The sequence below is a fragment of the Salmonella sp. 32120201201600049SM genome (assembly GCF_017572835.1).
Lineage (GTDB): Bacteria > Pseudomonadota > Gammaproteobacteria > Enterobacterales > Enterobacteriaceae > Salmonella > Salmonella enterica.
This window is the reverse complement of record NZ_JAGESA010000001.1, coordinates 608,832-627,911: the sequence shown is the minus strand read 5'-3', so window position 1 is coordinate 627,911 and position 19,080 is coordinate 608,832. Positions and strand designations below refer to the sequence as shown.

Below are 19,080 nucleotides of genomic sequence, written 5' to 3'. Positions count from 1 at the left end.
AAAGGATCAACAGTGCGTATGTCGAAACATAATCTTATTATCTATAGCCTGCTTCTGGCGGCTGCGCCGATAAGCGTCTTGGCGGATTCGTCGACAACGTCCGCGGCAACCGTCGGGATGTTTTCTCCACCTACGGCACCGAGCGTTGGGCACAGGCCTGGAACACCTCGTGATACCTACGAATTGCAGTTTAATGGACTTGGCTTTTCTATTGAAAAGTATACACCTTTTCCGGGAATGACTATTGCGAGGAATGCCAGAAATGTAGGCATCAGAGATCCGGATAATAACTATCAGTCTGCGGAAACTTTTACTACAGTATGTACGTATTATCAGATCAATAAAGATAACTCTCAGCATATACTTAAACGTGAAAAGCCATGTGAGCATAAATTTAATATCCAAAAGGAACATCGGGGTTCAAAGATTAAACTAGAAATTTATAATGAAACGGATATGGCTTCAGCGTCAGGGTACACGCCTGTGCCATCGGTATCTGAGTTCCAGTATATTGAAACAGAAACTATATCTAATACGCCAAGCCCAGATTTAACAGTTATGAGTATAGATAAGTCTGTATTATCGCCGGGTGAAAGTGCCACCATCACAACTATTGTTAAGGATATCGACGGGAATCCTGTAAATGAAGTTCACATTAATAAGACTGTAGCGCGTGAAAATTTAAAAGGCTTATGGGATTATGGCCCTCTTAAGAAAGAAAATGTTCCAGGTAAATATACACAAGTTATAACCTATCGTGGGCATAGTAATGAACGTATTGACATATCTTTTAAATATGCAATGAGTTTCACGAAAGAAATTTCCATCAGAGGAAGACTATAAAACTATATTAATTATTATGACTAATATAATTCTTTTTATCACCATCATCTTATTATGGATGTTCACCTGGTTTTTTAGCGGATTGCTAAATAATTATTATGGCTAAAAGAATACAAACGTTAAAAGGAGAAGTTTTTATGACACCAGCAACAACACAAGATTATATTTCATTGGGTCAGGAACACGCTGTCACCTTTGGCAAAACGCAGCTGACCCTCAAACCCGGTATACTGGCTGAAGGCGAACCATTACCCTGCACAAAGGGGCTGGTGAGCCATAATTTATTACCGGGTTACTGTATCCCGGGGATAAAAAAGCGGATTATTGTCGTCCCGTCACTGGATACGCCGGTTTGTGAATGGCAGGTAAAAGACTATAGTGACCGCCTTAAATCAGCGGGTAGCCACTCAAACCGGGCGGTATATGTGCTGAGTATGGATACGCCATTTGCTCAGGCCCGTTTTATTCGGGAACATGATATTCATCCCGGCATAACCTTTGTTTCTGACTACGCTTGCCGCCAGTTTTTGGATAATTCCGGGCTGAAAATTAATGAGCTCAGTATTTTTGCCAGAGCGTTGATAGAGTGCGATGAAAATAATGTGGTTACGCGTGTTATTGTACCACGAGATATCACTCATCTTCCTGTTTACTAATCACTTATATCAGCACCGTCCCTGCACAGAGAACCGAATAACCGGCAATGCAGGGGCGCAGGCATTCTCTTGTGTGCCCCCACATTTAATACATATGCTATTGCATCACGCATAAGGAACTGAAAATGATGCCAGCGGATGGGGCAGGTTAACGTTATGGCACCCCTGAATTTCTGCAATAATCGTCTGGTAACCGGAAAGCCACTTATGACTTTGTGATTTGGCCTGCTGGTGCTGTAAATTATTTATCAATAGCTCCATTGATTCGCGGGTCTGCCAGTAATAATTATTAACCATTCTTCCGCTGGCGGCATCGGTATAGCTTTCCATCCCAATATAGCCATCAATAGACTGCGTATAGCGCTCAATCCAGCCATCCAGTTGATAAAACTCTTCGTCGTACTCTTTTTTTTCGAAAATAAAACTTGTCAGAAACAGCGACATGGTATTTCTCCTGTTACGCAATATCAATCAAACACCTATCAACGTGGATTCAAAACGTAAACCTGGCATCATTTTTTCAAGGCCGTCAGTCAGCATGTTTCCTGCCGCGTACAATTCATCAACCGGCATTTCCGGCAAGCTTTCAAGGATAAACCACATCGTTTTATCTGAAGCGCTTAGTCGGGTACGTACTCCCTGACGCCAGTTCCAGCGCCGACAGGTGACGCCTCTGTCATCGCGCCAGATAACTTCGCCCGGTTCTGGCGACTCGGTGGCGGGTTGTCCTTCTTTCAGGGTATCAAATGTTTCACTACCGTCTGCGAAAACCAGCCGCGGCGATCCACAATAAGCCGCGCTATTTTCGCCGCCTACCGGTACGGCATAGCGCAGGCTCACCGCGTTATAAAGATCAACGACCGGGTCCAGCGACGCCATTGTTCCATCCTTCAACACGCGTTTTCGTAGCGCTTCAGCCGAGCAGGGGGTGCGCTTTGGTTTTGCGCCGAATGCTTTAAACACTGCATTCCAGGCGTCTATATGCGCCTGTGCCCACGCCGGTTGGCCGTTAATTACGGCCTGACAGGCCTCTTTTAGCGCGATTTCTCCGACCTGCGCATCGCGAATCGGAGCGGCAATAACATTAATACTTAATGCACGAAAGCCGGGAGCGATACGGGCCAGTTCCGGGCTGATTGACGGTAACATAGAAGACATCGCATAATCCTGTAATGACTATTTTCTTCTATGATATCGACCAATGACCAAAAAAGTCAACTTATCGACCACGGCGGGCGCCGACGTCAGCACAATAAATGCAGCTGTTTCCCAACGTATCAAACAATTTCGTAGCCAAAAAAAGATATCGCTGGATGAGCTTGCGCGGCGTTCCGGCGTCAGTAAAGGAATGCTGGTGGAAATTGAAGGCTGTAAAGCCAATCCAAGCATTGCGCTGTTATGTAAGATCGCGGCGGCAATGGGAGTGTCCGTGGCGGATGTTGTCAACGTCGCCAGCGAGCCGATGGTCCATCTTATCGACCGGGATGCTATTCCGGTGTTGTGGCGCGGCGAGAAAGGCGGCAGCGCAAAACTGATGGCGGGAACCAGCGGGCCGGATATGCTGGAACTCTGGCAATGGATAATGCATCCTGGTGAACAGTTTGAATCGGCAGGGCATCCGGCAGACACCTGTGAATTACTGTTTGTTAATCAGGGAACACTGACATTAACAGTCAATGGTAGACGCTTTATTATTCGGGAGGGCTGCTCCGCTGTAGCCAGAACCGACATGCCTCATGCCTACGTTAACGACACTAATGAGGTGCTTGAATTTACCATGACGGTGAATGAAAAGAGCCGTTGATCACCGTAAGGCGCTAACAACCCGTCATCCGGACAGGGAAGCCTCGGTGCCCGATAAGCGTTATCGGGCACCGGCTATCTTTTATTTTGTCGCAGGCGCGGCCTCCGGGTCATCGATATAGAGCGTCTGGCTTGGGAAGGCGAAGTCAGCGCCGTTTTCCTGGACAATCGCAATAATTTTCAGGTAAACATCCTGCTGTACGGCAAGCCATTCCTGCCATACTGTTGTTTTGGTAAAGCAATACACCATAATATTCAGCGAAGAGTCGGCGAATTCATTAAAATAGACCAACAGCGTCTGTTTCTGATCGATATCTCTGTGCGCCTGCAGCATGTTTCTGATAGCGTCAACAATGAGGCCAATTTTGTCGGCATCTTCGTAACGTAATCCAATAACCGTTTTTATTCGACGGTTGGTCATCCGTCCCGGATTCTCAACGCTAATGGATGAAAAGACGGAATTAGGCACGTACAACGGGCGGTGGTCGAATGTGTTAATTCGCGTAATTCGCCAGCCGATTTCGGCGACCGTACCTTCGATATTTCTGTCAGGAGAACGAATCCAGTCTCCGATACTGAAGGGGCGATCGAAATAGAGCATAATACCGGAGAAAAAATTGCTCAGGACATCTTTGCCCGCCATACCAACAGCGATACCGCCGATACCGCCAAAGGTCAGCAGACCGGACAGACTCATGCCAAAATGTTCGCCATACAGTAAGACAATCGCGACAATAATGGTTATTTTTATGACCCGTGCCAGAATACGGGTACTGGTGACATCTCTACCTTTATTGACCTGTGCTTTTTCAAATTGGTTAATAATCAGGAAAAGTTTTATCGTCAGAATAAGCGCAATGAGCGAGGTGCAGATAAAATCAATGACCCCGGAAGAGATAAAACGCAAATTATAATCTTCAATAGCATTATTCAGGATGCTCCCGATGGTTCCAATAATAATCGCGTAAATAAAAAACTGTGCCGCATGGAACGTGAATCCTTTCTTCCACTGTACGTTACGGCTGAGCCAAAATCTCACGACCAGCAACGCCATACCGCAACTGAAAAGTATCGCCAGATTAAATGCGTTTTTGAGAAAAAATTCAGTGAACATTATTGTTTTCCGCTCCTTCCTACGATAACAGCTCAGAATGACCTGATTAACAGGTATTTTACCCAGGATAAACGCGTAGATCATCGATAAGTAAAAAGAAGAAATAGTGCTATCAGCTTTAATCTCAGCGGTTTACTTTTTATGTAAATACAATGTCACGTTTTATGGAGCAGACATCGCGTGATTGTCATGGTATTGTTGCTATCAGGTAACAAAGTCATCTGTAAAGGACAATACTATGATCATGATAAAGCTGAAATCGGCGAAGGGGAAAAAATTTCTGTTATGCCTGCTGGCAGTGTTTATCGTTGCGGCATCGGTGGTAACGCGCGCGACTATCGGCGGTGTGATTGAGCAATATCATATTCCACTGTCCGAGTGGACAAGCTCTATGTATGCCATTCAGTCGGCAATGATTTTCGTTTACAGTCTGGTGTTCACTATTCTGCTGGCGATTCCTTTGGGGATCTATTTCCTCGGCGGAGATGAGTAACAGGAATGAGGTATTGGCCGGATGGCAGCGCCATCCGGCAGGACGGAAGAGGGATTAATCGTCCTCGTCGTCCAGTTCAACCGGTGTTTGATACTCATCAGGCTTAATGACTAACAGGTCGCAGCGCAGATGGTCAATGACCTGTTCGGCCGTGTTCCCCAGAAACGCGGCCGAGAGTCCGGTACGTCCAACGGTGCCAAGCACAACGATCCCCGCCTGGAGATGTTCAGCAAGATCCGGGATAACTTCTTCAGGCAAGCCTTTTTCTACATGCGTAACTTTTTCATCGATGCTGAATTTCTGGCGCAGCGCTTTCATCGCCAGTAAATGCTGGCCTCTGATGGCGTCGTTATACACGCTGGGATCAAATTCCGGCAGCTCAATGGCGATATTGATTGGCGTAACGGGGTAGGCGCCGACCAGGTGCACTTCGGTATGATTAACCTGCTCCGCCAATTGTAAGGTCTCTTTTACCAGCTTTTCGTTGAGAGCATTATGATAGGGCTCTTCGCTTGCCAGGTTCACGGCGACCAGGGCTTTGCCGCCTTCTGGCCACGGCTGATCTTTGACCATCCACACGGGGCTTGGGCATTTACGCAGCAAATGCCAGTCGGTAGGGGTAAAAATGACCGCTTCCAGTCGATCGTGCTGATGCGCCATTTTCAACACCAGATCGTGACTGCCGGCGATAACCTCCTGGATGATGGCCTCAAAGGGACGATTGTGCCAGACCACTTTAATTTCAATGGGGACACCGGCTTCAAGATAATATTTCGCCTGCTCACGTATCCAGGCTGTGCGTTGACTTATTACGCCCTGACGCATTGCGGTGCGTTCGTCAGGAGAAAGCAGGGTGGTCATCTCATACGAGAAATCGTAAATAGGCAGGAAAGCTTTAATTTTGCCGCCAATCCGTTGATGCAAATAAACTGCTCGCCGTAATGCGGGTTGGTCGTCCTGATTGGGATCGATGACCACCAGCATATTTTGATACATAGCCATACAGGGTCTCCTTACAACTGTCATCGCAGTTTGTAACTAAAGAGTAACTCAAATATGGTGAATGAAACAGAGGAAGCGCTTCTGCCAGATCAATAAATGAGAAAAATTTAACGATATGGCAGAAGATAACATCAATGGTTTAGCTGACGTTTAAGCGACGTTGCGGGTATGACCGGCGAGGGCCGCCAGCGCATCGCTGTTTTCAATAGTAATATACTTACCTTTCACCGCCAGCATACCGCTTTTCTGGAAACGCCCCAGCAGACGGCTAATGGTTTCGACCGTTAAGCCCAGATAGTTGCCGATATCGCCACGGGTCATCGTCAGGCGGAATTCACGCGGTGAAAAACCACGCTGCGCAAAGCGGCGGGACAGGTTGTAAATAAACGCAGCCAGACGTTCTTCGGCGTTTTTCTTCGACAATAACAGGATCATATCCTGATCGCCTTTAATTTCACCGCTCATCAGACGCATCATTTGCTGACGCAGGTTAGGCATTTTGCCGGACAGGTCATCCAGCGTCTCAAAGGGGATTTCACATACCATTGAGGTTTCCAGCGCCTGTGCAAAGCTCGGATGATGACCGCTGCCAATGGCGTCAAAACCCACCAGGTCGCCTGCTAAATGGAATCCAGTAATCTGCTCATCGCCTTGCTCGGTAATGGTGTAGCTCTTAATCGTTCCGGAGCGGATAGCATAGAGCGATTTCAGTTCATCACCTGCTTTAAACAGAGTTTGCCCTTTCTGAATGGGCTTTTTGCGCTCGATGATATTATCAAGCTGATCAAGCTCATGCTCGTTAAGTGTGAACGGGATGCAAAGCTGGCTGATACTGCAATCCTGGCAATGGATAGCACAACCGCCAGACTGAATGCGCCGTATAATTCGCTTTTCCGGGATCATAGGTCTGCTCAAGCCGTAATTGATATTTGTCAATTTTAACATCTTTTTGGTGAGCGCGTAAGTCTGAGCTATCCCGGAGAAGGAATAATTCAAGTATAAGTTTGATGAATACTTTTATCTATTTGAAAACACGTAATTTATTTGTTGTTGCTTTACATAAAAGTGTGACCGATAAGGCACTTTTTGCCTGTATTTTCATAATAAAAGATAGCCTTCATGGCGTAATAGCCACTCTTTTCGCTGCACGCCACCGGCGTATCCGGTCAGAGTGCCGTTACGCCCGATGACGCGATGGCAGGGAACAACAATACTGATGGGGTTAGCGCCATTCGCAGCACCGACTGCGCGTGCGGCGCCCGGTCGTCCCAGTTGCGCCGCCAGTTGACCATAGTGCATCACCTGCCCGCAGGGGATAGCGCGCAACGCCTGCCATACTTCCCGTTGAAAAGGTGTGCCCCCCGTGGCGGTTTCCAGGGTATCAATTACGGCGAGATTGCCTGCAAAATAATCTGCAAGCTTATCGCTGAGTCCACCGGGGTTAGTCGCAGAAACGCGTTCATAGCCTTCGTGACGGTAGTGGATATTTAGCAGTTGCTCCATACGATCGCGGTACTGTTCCCACTCAATGGCCCGCAGTCGAAACTGCTCATCGCAAACCACCCATAACGGACCTAATGGCGTGGCTATCTTCTCTTCAAGTAATCTCAGCATCCGTTCTCTCACATCGTCTTAATCTAACGTAAGAGACAAGATATCATGCCAGGAATACCCGCAACCATACTCCTTAAAAGATAGTCAGGGATAACACATTTAGCGACAGTAATATCGTAGGCGGAGAAAAAGAGAGCCTGGCGAGGCGGTTAATTGCCTGACATTGTCGCTGTTATTGGAAATAACTGTAAACCGTTGTCGGTATAACAGGGCACGGTTATGATAACGGCAGTCGCAAAAACGCTGGAGGATGAACCATGAACCTTGACGATAAAGCGCTGTTTCTTGACGCCATGGAGGATGTCCAGCCGCTGAAACGCCATACTGATGTACACTGGCAGCCAACGCGTAATCTTAAAACGCCCCAGCGTATCGACACGCTCCAGCTTGATAATTTCCTGACGACGGGCTTTCTGGATATTCTGCCGCTGAATGAACCGCTGGAATTTCGTCGGGAAGGATTGCAGCAGGGTGTCATCGACAAGTTACGCAGTGGGAAATACCCTCAGCAGGCCAGCCTCAATTTGTTACGCCAGCCGGTCGAAACGTGCCGAAAAATGCTGTTTCGTTTTATCCTGGAGGCGCAGAAAGAGGGGTTGCGTAATGTCCTGATCATTCATGGTAAAGGGCGAGAGGCGAAGTCGCATGCCAATATCGTCCGAAGCTATGTGGCCCGCTGGTTGACAGAGTTTGAAGATGTACAGGCTTATTGTTCGGCGCTGCCGCACCATGGCGGCGGCGGGGCATGTTATGTCGCGTTACGTAAAACGGTGCAGGCTAAACAGGATAACTGGGAGCGCCATGCGAAGCGTAGTCGGTAAATCGTTGCCGCTGGCGGACAGGACCGCCAGCGCAAGCTCGCGCGAACCCGATTTTATGCCTGATGCTCAGGATTCTGCAAGAGAACGGGCGATAACGCTGTCCGCGGTAATAACACGGAGAAACAGTCATTCGCTTATTTAAGCGTCTATTAAAATATACTGGCTTTCGACTTAACTATTAAGCAGAAAATGGTGATAAGTACATCACTTGTCAATATGGATGGATGAATATCCTGGCATAGCGAATATAGGTGATTTTATCTGTTGCACTAAGGGAAATGACGATGGTCTGGTATTGAATATGGAGAATGTCAAAGAAACGAATGGCAATAGCTATCTGAAATGCTATAAAAATAAAACCTGTCTCCTATCCTGGTTGTAGGCCATCAAAAATGTTAAGAAATATCAGCGTCAGGACATGCATTATTCTATTCATGGTATGTACGTTTCTTTTGGTGGATACTTTACAAATAACCTTTCTGCACGATCTCCCTATTTTAATTACGTGTAATATCATTTATCTGATCTCGACATTACTGCTTTGGTGGTATATGACCTGCTATCTGGTAGTGCCGATTAATACCGTGAAGAAAAGTATTGAAGAGGTCGCAGCAGGAAACTTGTCTATTCATATCTCCGAATTTGGCAATAATTGCGCCGGGCGACTCATCCCCGGAATTAATAGCCTGTCGGAGAATATTTCCGCGCTGGTACGCGAAATCAGATCCTCTTCGCAAACGGCAATGACCCTTTCCGAACAACTGGCGGCGCGCAGTATGTCGCTATCCGTAAAGACGGAACAGCAGTCGGCCTCGTTAATTCAAACTGCCGCCAGTATGGATGAAATGGCGGCGAGTACCAAAAACAATGCGGATAATACCCGAATGGCGAGCATACAGGCGGATTGTGCAACCCAATGCGCCCGTAAAGGCGGTGAATTAATGGTGCGGGTTACAGAAAATATGCGTTCTATTACCGACTGTGCCTCGCAGATGACGGAGATTATTTCATTGATTGACGGTATCGCATTCCAGACTAATATTCTGGCGCTTAACGCGGCGGTAGAGGCTGCGCGGGCGGGCGATCATGGAAAAGGTTTCTCCGTGGTGGCCGGGGAAGTGCGTAATCTGGCGCATCGTAGCGCTGAGGCGGCAAAAAATATCAAGGCGCTGATCGACGTTACGCATGACAATGTGCGGCAGGGGGCCGCCATAGCGCAGGAGGCTGAAAAAAATATGCAGGAGATTGTTGGCGGCTCCGGGCAATTAAACGTGCTGATGAGTGAAATTTCCACCACCACGCGGGAGCAGGAAAAAGGCATTAACCAGATAACACTGGCGTTGAGCGATCTGGAAAGCGCAACCCATAGCAATGTCTTAATGGTTGAAGCGCTATCTGCTTCTTCGGATGTTTTAAAGGCGCAGGTGATCGAGTTACAGACTAAAACCGACAAATTTCGTTTAAGCCAGCCGGGTTACAGTGAACATGCGCTGTCGCGCTCTCATGTATCACCTCTTTCGACCATCACCAGGCGCGGCCAGGCCTGATAATACATGTTTGGTAAGCGCCTGTTGCTAAGGCGCTTTTTTCGCACGTTCCCGTCATTCTTTTTGCGCAATGAGAAAATGAGAGATTGCTTAACCTTTCCCGAAAGCTAGACTAACGGCATCAGAGTTGTAACGTGGAGGCGCTGTGGAAGCCATTAAGGGATCGGATGTGAACGTGCCGGATGCCGTTTTCGCATGGCTACTGGATGGTCGTGGTGGAGTAAAACCGCTCGAAGATAATGATGTGATCGATAGTCAGCATCCCTGTTGGCTACATCTTAATTATACCCACCCGGACAGCGCCCGCTGGTTGGCTTCAACGCCTTTACTCCCCAATAACGTGCGTGATGCGCTGGCTGGTGAAAGCTCGCGCCCGCGCGTAAGTCGTATGGGGGAAGGGACGCTCATTACGCTGCGCTGTATTAATGGCAGTACTGACGAACGCCCGGATCAATTAGTGGCAATGCGTTTATATATGGACGAGCGATTCATTGTGTCTACCCGTCAGCGAAAGGTTCTGGCGCTGGACGATGTGGTCAGTGATTTGCAGGAGGGCACCGGGCCCGTAGATTGCGGCGGCTGGTTAGTGGATGTGTGCGATGCGTTAACCGATCACGCCAGTGAATTTATTGAAGAGCTACACGATAAAATTATCGATCTGGAAGATAATCTTCTCGACCAGCAAATCCCACCGCGCGGTTTCCTCGCATTGCTACGTAAACAGCTAATTGTTATGCGTCGCTATATGGCGCCGCAGCGCGACGTCTATGCCCGGCTTGCGAGTGAACGGCTGCCGTGGATGAGCGACGATCACCGGCGCAGAATGCAGGATATCGCCGACAGGCTGGGAAGGGGGTTGGATGAAATTGACGCTTGTATCGCGCGTACTGGCATCATGGCGGATGAAATTGCCCAGGTGATGCAGGAGTCTCTGGCGCGCAGAACTTATACCATGTCGCTTATGGCGATGGTTTTTCTGCCCAGCACCTTCTTAACGGGGTTATTTGGCGTTAACCTGGGCGGTATTCCTGGCGGCGGATGGCGGTTCGGCTTTTCTCTGTTTTGTATTCTGTTAGTTGTCCTGATCGGTGGTGTTACTTTATGGTTGCATCGCAGTAAATGGTTGTAACAAAAGCGCTTTTCAGACCGTTTTGGGTGAAAAAACGCCGAGAAATTTGAGCGAAGTCAATAAACCATCTACCTATTCGGGGCAATATCTCTCTCGCAGGTGAATGCAACGTCAAGCGATGGGCGTTGCGCTCCATATTGTCTTACTTCCTTTTTTGAATTACTGCATAGCACAATTGATTCGTACGACGCCGACTTAGATTAGTCGGCTTTTTTTTGCCTGTAGACTATCTGCGTCTACCCTTTAAGAGTCTGAATGACATTCTGGAGGGTAATATGAGCTGTCTTTTGACGTTATTATATCTACACTCGTCCTTGTCGGACCCGATTCCCACTGACCCTGTTCCCATTCCTGAGCCGCTTCCCCGTCCTCAGCCGATGCCCGACCCGCCGCCGGACGAAGAACCGATTAAAATGTCGCATCAAACGCGCGGATCTGCGAGGATACGCGCCTGCTGACTATGAGTCGTTACCGCGAGAGTAAATTGTGACCGCTTTTTCAACCCTGAATGTTTTGCCCGCCGCCCAGCTCAATAACCTTACTGAGCTGGGCTATCTTGAGATGACGCCTGTTCAGGCCGCAGCATTACCCGTCATTCTGGCGGGAAATGATGTGCGTGTGCAGGCCAGGACCGGTAGCGGCAAAACGGCGGCGTTTGGTCTTGGGCTCTTGCATCGAATTGATGTCACTCTGTTCCAGACACAGGCGTTAGTGCTTTGTCCGACGCGGGAGCTGGCGGATCAGGTTGCCGGAGAGTTACGTCGCCTGGCCCGTTTTCTGCCAAATACCAAAATTCTGACCTTGTGTGGCGGGCAACCCTTTGGCGCACAGCGCGACTCGCTTCAGCACGCTCCGCATATCATTGTCGCGACGCCGGGGCGCCTGCTGGATCATTTACAAAAAGAAACCGTATCGCTGGATGCGCTGCACATTCTGGTAATGGATGAAGCAGACCGAATGCTGGACATGGGATTCAGTGACGCCATTGATGAGGTGATCCACTTTGCGCCTGCGACGCGCCAGACGTTATTGTTTTCAGCAACCTGGCCTGAGGCCATTGCGGCGATTAGCGGTCGTGTACAGCAGCAGCCAATACGTATTGAAATCGATACGGTAGATGCGCTACCGGCTATCGAACAACAGTTCTTCGAAACGTCTGCGCATGAAAAAATTTCGCTGCTACAAACGTTGCTTAGCCAGCATCAGCCAGCGTCCTGCGTGGTGTTTTGCAATACCAAAAAAGATTGTCAGGCCGTTTGTGATGCGCTTAATGCGGTAGGACAAAGCGCGTTGGCGCTCCACGGCGATCTGGAACAACGCGACCGCGACCAGACGTTGGTGCGTTTTGCAAATGGCAGCGCGCGCATTCTGGTTGCCACCGACGTTGCCGCGCGAGGGTTAGACATTAAATCGCTCGAACTGGTGGTTAACTATGAACTGGCCTGGGACCCGGAGGTGCATGTCCATCGTATTGGCCGTACGGCGCGCGCGGGAAGCAGTGGCCTGGCGATCAGTTTCTGCGCGCCGGAAGAGGCGCAGCGGGCGAATATTCTTTCAGAAATGCTGCAACTCAAGCTGAACTGGCTGAATGCGCCCGCCCGGCAGTCGTTGCTCCCTCTGGCCGCAGAGATGGCTACCCTATGTATTGACGGCGGCAAAAAAGCGAAAATGCGTCCGGGAGATATTTTAGGCGCGCTGACCGGCGATATTGGATTAGACGGGGCGGATATCGGCAAAATTAATGTGCATCCAATGCACGTTTACGTCGCCGTACGTCAAGCAGTAGCGCAAAAAGCCTGGAAGCAGTTGCAAAACGGGAAGATCAAAGGCAAGTCATGCCGGGTACGGCTATTAAAATGATCGATAGCATGGCGTCTCAGCGGAGTGCTGAGACGCCTGCAGATTATTTCACTTCGATAACATCAAGCCGCAACGCCTCTAAGGAGGTGTCATCTTCTTCCGGCTGCCAGCCAGCGGGCTGCAAGGGAATCTCTTCACGATCGAACGCTAAATCGCCGCCGTCGACGACCTCGGAACCGTGAGTGATTCCTTTGAAATCGAACAGGTTAGTGTCACAAAGGTGAGACGGCACGACATTCTGCATGGCGCTAAACATCGTCTCGATCCGTCCAGGATAGCGCTTATCCCAGTCGCGTAGCATGTCGGCAATCACCTGGCGTTGCAGGTTGGGTTGCGAACCGCACAGATTACAAGGAATGATAGGGAAGGCTTTGGCCTCAGCAAAACGGACAATATCTTTCTCGCGGCAGTAAGCCAGCGGGCGAATCACGATATGTTTGCCGTCATCGCTCATCAGCTTCGGCGGCATCCCTTTCATTTTTCCGCCATAGAACATATTCAGAAACAGGGTTTGCAGAATATCGTCGCGGTGGTGGCCCAGGGCGATTTTGGTCGCGCCCAGTTCAGTCGCCGTACGATACAGGATACCCCGACGCAAACGCGAGCACAGCGAGCAGGTGGTTTTTCCTTCCGGAATCTTCTCTTTCACAATGCCGTAGGTGTTTTCTTCGACGATTTTATATTCTACGCCCAGCTGCTCAAGGTAGGCTGGCAGGATATGTTCCGGGAAACCTGGCTGCTTTTGATCGAGGTTGACGGCGACCAGTGAAAAATTGATCGGGGCGCTTTGTTGCAAATTACGTAAAATTTCCAGCATCGTATAGCTATCTTTGCCGCCAGAAAGGCAAACCATAATGCGATCGCCTTCTTCAATCATATTAAAATCGGCAATCGCTTCGCCAACGTTACGGCGCAGGCGCTTTTGCAACTTGTTGAGGTTGTATTGCTCTTTCTTTGTATTCTTTTGAATTTCTTGCATTATTTCAGTTCTCTGGTACTAAATGGGGCAAATTGGGGGCAAACTTTGCAATTACGATAACCGCGCATTCAACATCGCTACTTGTTCGTCGTTCATGTCATCAATCCACATACCGTAAATTTCATACACCATCTGCGCAGTTTCATGCCCCATTTGGCTGGCGATAAATGCCGGGTTCGCTCCTGCCGTCAACAGCCAGCAGGCAAAAGTATGTCGCGTATGGTACGGATTACGGCGACGAATGCCAGCACGTTTTTATGGCAAGATACGCAATGGTTCAAAAGCGTCTTTATTCTGTCATCCGTATTACTTAAGATATCATCACGACCCGAAAAATATTGGAACGAAGAGATGTATGACTAAAGAAGCTGTAATCTTTCTATTTATCGCCATCGTGGTAGAAGTTATCGCCACGATCTCATTAAAATTATCAGATAGTTTTACGCGTCTGGTACCGAGCCTCGTTACTATCATCGGATATTGTATTGCGTTCTGGTGTCTTACCATCCCAATGCGAACCATCCCTGCGGGTATCATTTATGCTATTTGGTCTGGGGTAGGGATTGTTCTTATTGGATTGATAGGATGGTTATTTCTCGGCCAAAAACTGGATATGCCGGCTATTATTGGCATGTTGCTTATCATCTGCGGCGTAATCGTAATCAATCTGTTTTCAAAAAGTGTCAGTCACTAGGCGATGATGATTGATTTGAGCCCGCACTCTCTTATGCGGGCTCGGGTATTTAGCGTACCACCAGTACGGAGCATTCCGCATGACGCACAACGGCTGCGGCGTTGGAACCCAACAGATAGGTAGTAATATCCGGGCGATGCGAGGCGATAATCACCATATCGGCCGGTAATTTTTTTGCCATTTCCAGAATCTTATCTTTAGGAGAGCCTTCTGCAACGTGCGCCTGCACGCGGTCCGCGGGAAGGTTGAATTTCTTGATAATCGCTTCCAGTTGAGATTTGGCTTCGGCTTTCAAATCGTCCATTGCGGGAAGCTCTGCTGAATAAGCCAGTCCCAGTGAAGCGTAATAGGGCAAAGACGGGATTACAGTCAAAAAGTGCACTTTAGCGTCGTCAATCTTTGCTTCAGCTTCAACATGCGAAATCACGCGTTGAGTTAATTCTGAATCTGAAATATCGATGGGTACAAGAATCGTTCTGTTCATAAAACCTCCTGTTTAAGTATCCACAGAAATTCTACTCCCTAAAGGCACTTTATGTACAATGACATACGTCACATTTTAGGTGCTGCTCCACGATACTCTGCGGGGACTGCCTACAGGGGAGGGCGACGTAATATTACGCGTATTCCACGTAAATAATCAGCGAGTTGACGTTAAAACGTTATTTCTGCCTTGTCAGGAAAGACCTAAAAAGAGATGTTACCGTTTAATTCAATAATTAATGAAATAATTCGCAGTGAAATAGATATAATTTATACGAATGCTTTTGGGGGTATTATATGAAATAAAAATTATACAATATCATTCGGTTACGATATTCTACGCCTGTTATATGCCTTTATTGTCACATATTCATTTTGTCGTTGGGCCATTGCGTTAACCTTTGCTTTCCAGCGTATAAATTGACAAGCCCGAACGGATGTTCGGGCTTTTTTTGTTTCCAGGTTAATCCTTAGAATATTTTTTAATCTGCGCCGGGTTTTTCCGCTTTTCCTGCCAGCAAGGCAAGAAAGTCATAGCGTTTTTGCAAATCCAATGCGGCATCTCGCCATAATTGTTCAGCTACTTCAGGCTGTTGCGCATTCAGGCGACGGAAACGCTGTTCATTAAGCAACGTTTCCGCCAGGGCATCAGACGGTGGCCGAGAGTCCAGAGCCAGCGGCGGCTTGCCTTCATCCGCGCGGCGGGGATCAAAGCGGTATAACGGCCAGAAACCGGTCGCCGTTAACTGGCGCATCTGGTCATGGCTTAGCGCCAGATCGTAGCCATGTTCTTCACAGGGGCTATAGGCAATGATCAGCGACGGTCCTGGCCAGGCTTCGGCCTCCTGGATGGCTTTCACCGTCTGGTTTAACTGCGCGCCCAGCGAAATTTGCGCGACATAAACATGACCATACATCATCATGCTGACGCCAAGATCTTTACGGGCTTTACGCTTGCCATGTTCGCCAAACTTAGTGACGGCGCCAAGCGGCGTCGCCTTCGACGCCTGGCCGCCAGTATTGGAATAACACTGCGTATCCAGAACCAGAATATTGACATTCTCCGTCAGGCTTAACACATGGTCTAAACCGCCAAAGCCGATGTCGTATGCCCAACCATCGCCGCCAATCAGCCAGATTGATTTTTCTACCAGCGCATCAGCATCCTTTAACAGTTCCTCTGCGCCCGCAACCGATTTCAGATGTTGGCGTAATGCGGCGACCTGCTCACGCCGAACGTCAGGCGTTGCTTCGGCATGCAGCGCATCGTTTAATTCCGCCGGAATGCGATCGGCGAATTGCGCCAGTAAACGCATGACGCGCGCCCGGTGCTGATCCACGCTCAGACGGAAACCGAGGCCAAATTCCGCGTTATCTTCAAATAACGAATTCGCCCATGCCGGGCCGCGCCCGTTGGCATCAGTGGTATAAGGCGTAGAGGGTAAGTTACCGCCGTAAATAGAGGAACACCCCGTGGCGTTAGCGATTAACATTCTGTCGCCATATAACTGAGTCAGCAGTTTAATATACGGCGTTTCGCCGCAGCCGGAACAGGCGCCGGAATATTCAAACAGCGGCGTAATGAGCTGCGATGTGCGGATATCAATTCGTTCCAGTTTGCTGCGTTCGATTTCCGGTAAGTCGAGGAAGAAGTCATAATTCACTTTCTCTTCTTCCACATGCTCAAGGCGTGACATCATGTTAATCGCCTTAATCTGTGGATCTTGCCGATCTTTAGCCGGGCAGACCTCTACGCATAAATTACAGCCAGTACAGTCTTCCGGCGCGACCTGCAGCACATATTTCTGGCCGCGCATATCGCGGGACTTCACGTCCAGCGAATGCAGACTGGCTGGCGCGTTCTCCATCGCCTGCGGGGAAACGACTTTCGCACGAATTGCCGAGTGAGGGCAGGCAGCGACGCAGTGATTACATTGTGTACACAGTTCCTCTTTCCAGACAGGAATCTCTTCGGCGATATTGCGTTTTTCCCAGCGGGTGGTGCCCATTGGCCATGTTCCGTCCGGCGGCAGGGCGGAAACAGGCAGTGCGTCGCCGAGGCCCGCCAACATGGCGGCGGTAACGGTTTTCACGAAATCCGGCGCGGCGTCGGAGACGACCGGCGGGCGATGCGCGCTATGCGGATTAACCGCCTGCAACGGCACTTCCGCCAGCGATTCCTGCGCCAGAGCCAATGCCTGCCAGTTACGCTCAACCAGATCCTGTCCTTTGCTGCTATAGCTTTTGGCAATCGCGCCCTGCAGCTCAACCAGGGCGCTATCGCCCGGAAGAATATGCGTCAGGTGGAAGAAAGCCATTTGCATGACGGTATTGATGCGGGCGCCAAGTCCACATTCGCGGGCGATTTTCGCCGCGTTAACCACGTAAAAACGCGCCTTTTTCTGATTCAACACCGCCTGAACTTCTTGCGGCAGACGCGACCAGACCTCGTCGGCGCTGTACGGCGTATTAAGCAGAAAGATACCGCCGGGCTTTAGACGCTCCGCCATCTGATATTTATCGATAAACTGTAATTGATGGCAGCCGACAAAATCCGCCTGAGCAATTAAGTAAGCGGAACGAATGGGTTTTTCGCTGACGCGCAGGTGCGATACCGTGAGCCCGCCAGCTTTTTTAGAGTCATAAACGAAATAACCTTGCGCATACCACGGCGTAGAATTACCGATAATTTTAATATTATTTTTCGTGGCGGATACGCTGCCGTCGCTTCCCAAACCGTAAAATAACGCTTCCAGTTTAGCGCTGCCGGGCAGGGTATTTTCCGGTAATGGCAGCGAGAGATTAGTGACGTCGTCATAAATACCCACCGTAAACCGTGGCTTGGGTTTCGCGCGGCTGAGTTCATTAAAGACCGCCAGTACGCACGCCGGGCCGAACTCTTTGGATGATAGCCCATAACGGCCGCCAATGGTGCGCGGCAATGTTTCGCGCTCGCCATTATTAAAGGCTTCCGCCAGTGCGGTCATCACGTCCAGATAAAGCGGCTCGGCCTGCGCGCCAGGCTCTTTGGTGCGATCCAGCACGGCGATAGCGCGAACGGTTTCCGGTAATGCCTGTAACAAATGTTTGGCGGAGAAGGGACGGAACAGACGGACTTTCAGAACGCCGACCTTTTCTCCGCGTATCAGTAGCTCGTCCACGACCTCTTCGCAGGTGCCGAGGGCGGAGCCCATCATTATGATGACGCGTTCAGCCTGGGGATGGCCATAATATTCAAATGGCTGGTACTGACGGCCCGTAGCGTCGCCAAATGCCTTCATCGCCTCTTCAACATGATCATAAACGGCGTTGTACCACGGGTTGGTCGCTTCGCGAGACTGGAAGTAGGTATCCGGATTCGCTGAAGTTCCACGAATCACCGGATGTTCCGGATTCAGCGCGCGGGCGCGGTGAGCGTCGATCTCCGCCTGCGGCATCAGGTTCAGAATGGTTTCATCCGTTAGCGGTATAATTTTGTTGATTTCATGCGATGTACGGAAGCCATCAAAAAAATGAATAAACGGAACGCGGCTTTTCAGCGTAGCTCTGTGCGCGATCAGCGCAAAATCCTGCGCTTCCTGAACGCTGGCGGCGCATAACATCGCGCAGCCTGTCTGGCGGACCGCCATCACATCGGAATGGTCGCCAAAAATAGAAAGCGCGTGTGTGGCGACGGTGCGCGCGGCAACGTGCAGTACAAACGGCGTGAGCTGCCCCGCCAGTTTATACAGCGTTGGAATCATCAGCAGCAGTCCCTGCGATGATGTAAATGACGTAGAAAGCGAACCGGTTTGTAGCGCACCGTGAACGGCGGCGATCGCGCCGCCTTCCGACTGCATCTCTACCACACGCGGCGTATCGCCCCAGACATTTTTAAGCCCATTACCGGCCCAGGCATCCGCTTGTTCAGCCATTGTTGAACTGGGCGTAATCGGGTAAATGGCGATAACCTCGCTGGTACGGAACGCCACCGACGCTACCGCGCCATTACCGTCAATTGTTTGCATATGACACCCTTACATTGCGCAAAAAAGAGGGACAC

19 protein-coding genes and 1 pseudogene are annotated in these 19,080 nt (G+C 49.5%); 10 read left to right on the top strand and 10 right to left on the bottom strand.

Annotation, left to right across the window (positions count from 1 at the left end):
- Window positions 1–12 precede the first annotated feature (12 nt).
- Together zirS and J4650_RS03105 are read left to right on the top strand one after the other, a co-directional pair.
- Entirely contained in the window at window positions 13–843 is an 831-nt protein-coding gene (gene zirS, locus J4650_RS03110) for a two-partner-like secretion system exoprotein ZirS (protein WP_001242918.1), read from the top strand.
- A gap of 98 nt (window positions 844–941) precedes the next feature.
- Window positions 942–1,499: a peroxiredoxin gene (locus J4650_RS03105; RefSeq protein ID WP_023993296.1), complete on the top strand. Its 558-nt coding sequence runs from the start codon at window positions 942–944 to the stop codon at window positions 1,497–1,499.
- Window positions 1,500–1,604: 105 nt separating this feature from the next.
- Here J4650_RS03105 and J4650_RS03100 read toward each other — a convergent pair whose 3' ends face one another.
- Both J4650_RS03100 and J4650_RS03095 read right to left on the bottom strand, forming a co-directional pair.
- On the bottom strand, window positions 1,605–1,943 hold the full coding sequence (locus tag J4650_RS03100; protein WP_000051812.1) for a hypothetical protein: 339 nt from the start codon (window positions 1,941–1,943) through the stop codon (window positions 1,605–1,607).
- A 27-nt stretch (window positions 1,944–1,970) separates the two neighbouring features.
- Complete coding sequence (locus J4650_RS03095) at window positions 1,971–2,657, bottom strand: B3/4 domain-containing protein (protein ID WP_000097251.1); 687 nt, start codon at window positions 2,655–2,657, stop codon at window positions 1,971–1,973.
- Window positions 2,658–2,700: 43 nt separating this feature from the next.
- Between J4650_RS03095 and J4650_RS03090 the strand changes: the two genes are divergently transcribed.
- Window positions 2,701–3,303: a helix-turn-helix domain-containing protein gene (locus tag J4650_RS03090; RefSeq protein ID WP_000163362.1), complete on the top strand. Its 603-nt coding sequence runs from the start codon at window positions 2,701–2,703 to the stop codon at window positions 3,301–3,303.
- 81 nt (window positions 3,304–3,384) lie between these two features.
- Here the strand turns inward: J4650_RS03090 and J4650_RS03085 are convergent, their stop codons facing one another.
- Window positions 3,385–4,416, bottom strand: a complete 1,032-nt coding sequence (locus J4650_RS03085; RefSeq protein WP_000493665.1) for a mechanosensitive ion channel family protein — start codon at window positions 4,414–4,416, stop codon at window positions 3,385–3,387.
- Window positions 4,417–4,654: 238 nt separating this feature from the next.
- Here J4650_RS03085 and J4650_RS03080 point away from each other — a divergent pair, with 238 nt between their 5' ends.
- Window positions 4,655–4,909 (top strand): DUF2534 family protein, encoded by a 255-nt coding sequence (locus tag J4650_RS03080; RefSeq protein ID WP_000605339.1) that lies wholly within the window; start codon window positions 4,655–4,657, stop codon window positions 4,907–4,909.
- A 54-nt stretch (window positions 4,910–4,963) separates the two neighbouring features.
- On the opposite strand, the gene uspE is transcribed toward J4650_RS03080, so the two are convergent.
- From uspE to ogt, 3 genes are all read right to left on the bottom strand, one after another.
- A complete protein-coding gene (gene uspE / locus J4650_RS03075) occupies window positions 4,964–5,911 on the bottom strand; it encodes a universal stress protein UspE (RefSeq protein WP_001262138.1) in 948 nt (315 codons plus the stop codon).
- 150 nt (window positions 5,912–6,061) lie between these two features.
- Complete coding sequence (gene fnr, locus J4650_RS03070; RefSeq protein ID WP_000611914.1) at window positions 6,062–6,814, bottom strand: fumarate/nitrate reduction transcriptional regulator Fnr; 753 nt, start codon at window positions 6,812–6,814, stop codon at window positions 6,062–6,064.
- A gap of 195 nt (window positions 6,815–7,009) precedes the next feature.
- On the bottom strand, window positions 7,010–7,525 hold the full coding sequence (ogt, locus tag J4650_RS03065) for a methylated-DNA--[protein]-cysteine S-methyltransferase (protein ID WP_000945036.1): 516 nt from the start codon (window positions 7,523–7,525) through the stop codon (window positions 7,010–7,012).
- Between the two features lie 257 nt (window positions 7,526–7,782).
- Here ogt and smrA point away from each other — a divergent pair, with 257 nt between their 5' ends.
- From smrA to dbpA, 4 genes are all read left to right on the top strand, one after another.
- Complete coding sequence (gene smrA / locus J4650_RS03060) at window positions 7,783–8,346, top strand: DNA endonuclease SmrA (protein ID WP_001046799.1); 564 nt, start codon at window positions 7,783–7,785, stop codon at window positions 8,344–8,346.
- 392 nt (window positions 8,347–8,738) lie between these two features.
- Window positions 8,739–9,893, top strand: a complete 1,155-nt coding sequence (locus J4650_RS03055) for a methyl-accepting chemotaxis protein (protein WP_023993295.1) — start codon at window positions 8,739–8,741, stop codon at window positions 9,891–9,893.
- A 145-nt stretch (window positions 9,894–10,038) separates the two neighbouring features.
- Window positions 10,039–11,022: a zinc transporter ZntB gene (gene zntB / locus J4650_RS03050; protein WP_000387373.1), complete on the top strand. Its 984-nt coding sequence runs from the start codon at window positions 10,039–10,041 to the stop codon at window positions 11,020–11,022.
- 486 nt (window positions 11,023–11,508) lie between these two features.
- Window positions 11,509–12,882, top strand: a complete 1,374-nt coding sequence (dbpA, locus tag J4650_RS03045; protein ID WP_023993294.1) for an ATP-dependent RNA helicase DbpA — start codon at window positions 11,509–11,511, stop codon at window positions 12,880–12,882.
- A 43-nt stretch (window positions 12,883–12,925) separates the two neighbouring features.
- Here the strand turns inward: dbpA and ttcA are convergent, their stop codons facing one another.
- Both ttcA and J4650_RS03035 read right to left on the bottom strand, forming a co-directional pair.
- The gene (gene ttcA, locus J4650_RS03040) at window positions 12,926–13,861 is read right to left on the bottom strand and encodes a tRNA 2-thiocytidine(32) synthetase TtcA (protein WP_001156218.1); all 936 of its coding nucleotides are present in this window, start codon (window positions 13,859–13,861) and stop codon (window positions 12,926–12,928) included.
- 51 nt (window positions 13,862–13,912) lie between these two features.
- Window positions 13,913–14,116, bottom strand: a pseudogene (locus tag J4650_RS03035) (tyrosine-type recombinase/integrase); the annotation flags it as partial.
- Here J4650_RS03035 and J4650_RS22965 point away from each other — a divergent pair.
- A complete protein-coding gene (locus J4650_RS22965) occupies window positions 14,072–14,224 on the top strand; it encodes a hypothetical protein (RefSeq protein ID WP_000089155.1) in 153 nt (50 codons plus the stop codon). The pseudogene J4650_RS03035 and the gene J4650_RS22965 sit on opposite strands and share 45 nt — an antisense overlap.
- Window positions 14,217–14,555 carry an SMR family transporter gene (locus J4650_RS03030; protein ID WP_000159240.1) on the top strand — a complete coding sequence of 113 codons (339 nt, stop codon included), beginning with the start codon at window positions 14,217–14,219 and terminating at the stop codon, window positions 14,553–14,555. Before J4650_RS22965 ends, J4650_RS03030 begins: the two co-directional genes overlap by 8 nt.
- A gap of 49 nt (window positions 14,556–14,604) precedes the next feature.
- On the opposite strand, the gene uspF is transcribed toward J4650_RS03030, so the two are convergent.
- Entirely contained in the window at window positions 14,605–15,039 is a 435-nt protein-coding gene (gene uspF / locus J4650_RS03025) for a universal stress protein UspF (RefSeq protein ID WP_001082296.1), read from the bottom strand.
- Between the two features lie 481 nt (window positions 15,040–15,520).
- Complete coding sequence (nifJ, locus tag J4650_RS03020; RefSeq protein WP_001193248.1) at window positions 15,521–19,045, bottom strand: pyruvate:ferredoxin (flavodoxin) oxidoreductase; 3,525 nt, start codon at window positions 19,043–19,045, stop codon at window positions 15,521–15,523.
- Window positions 19,046–19,080: the final 35 nt, after the last annotated feature.